Below are 604 nucleotides of genomic sequence, written 5' to 3'. Positions count from 1 at the left end.
CCAGGACCGACGGCGACCAGGGCCGGCAGGCCCATGGCGGCGGCCAGGATGGCCACGTGCGAGGTGGGGCCGCCGCGAGCGGTGGCGAAGCCGGCCACCCGTGTCGGATCCACGCCCATCAGCTGCGAGGGCAAAAGCTCGTCGGCCAGCAGGATGGCGCCGGCCGGCAGGGCCCGCACGCCCTCCTCTTCCAGCCCCAGCAGCACCCGCAGCACCTGGCGCTCCAGGTCGATCAGGTCATCGACCCGCTCGGCCAGCCGCCGGTCGCCCAGACCTTTGAGCGCCTCGACATAGCCGCCGACGGCCCGCCGCCAGCCGAAGCCGGCGCTCTTGCCTTCGCCGATCAGTTTCCGCGCGGCGGCGGTCAGTTCGGGGTCTTCGAGGAAGGCCAGGTGCGCGGCCAGGATCGCCTTGCGGGCGGCCTCGCCGGTCTCGGCGGCGGACGCGATGCGGGCGCGGACGGCGTCCAGGGCCGCCTCCAGGGCGGCCAGCTCGGCGGCGACGCCGACCCCTGCCTCGGCGACGGCGATCTCTTCCACCGCCAGCCGCACGGCCTGGCCGATCGCCAGCCCCGGCGCGGCCATCACCCCGCGCAGCACGCCGG

At 76.2% G+C, this 604-nt stretch carries 1 protein-coding gene; it reads right to left on the bottom strand.

Going from position 1 to position 604, the window contains the following annotated elements; genetic code table 11:
- A partial coding sequence (locus AC07N1_RS25240; RefSeq protein ID WP_494674287.1) for a phosphoenolpyruvate-utilizing N-terminal domain-containing protein occupies positions 1-604 on the bottom strand: 604 nt, incomplete at both ends.

Source organism: Caulobacter sp. GW821-FHT09B11 (assembly GCF_059418205.1).
This window is presented reverse-complemented; position numbering and strand designations above follow the sequence as displayed.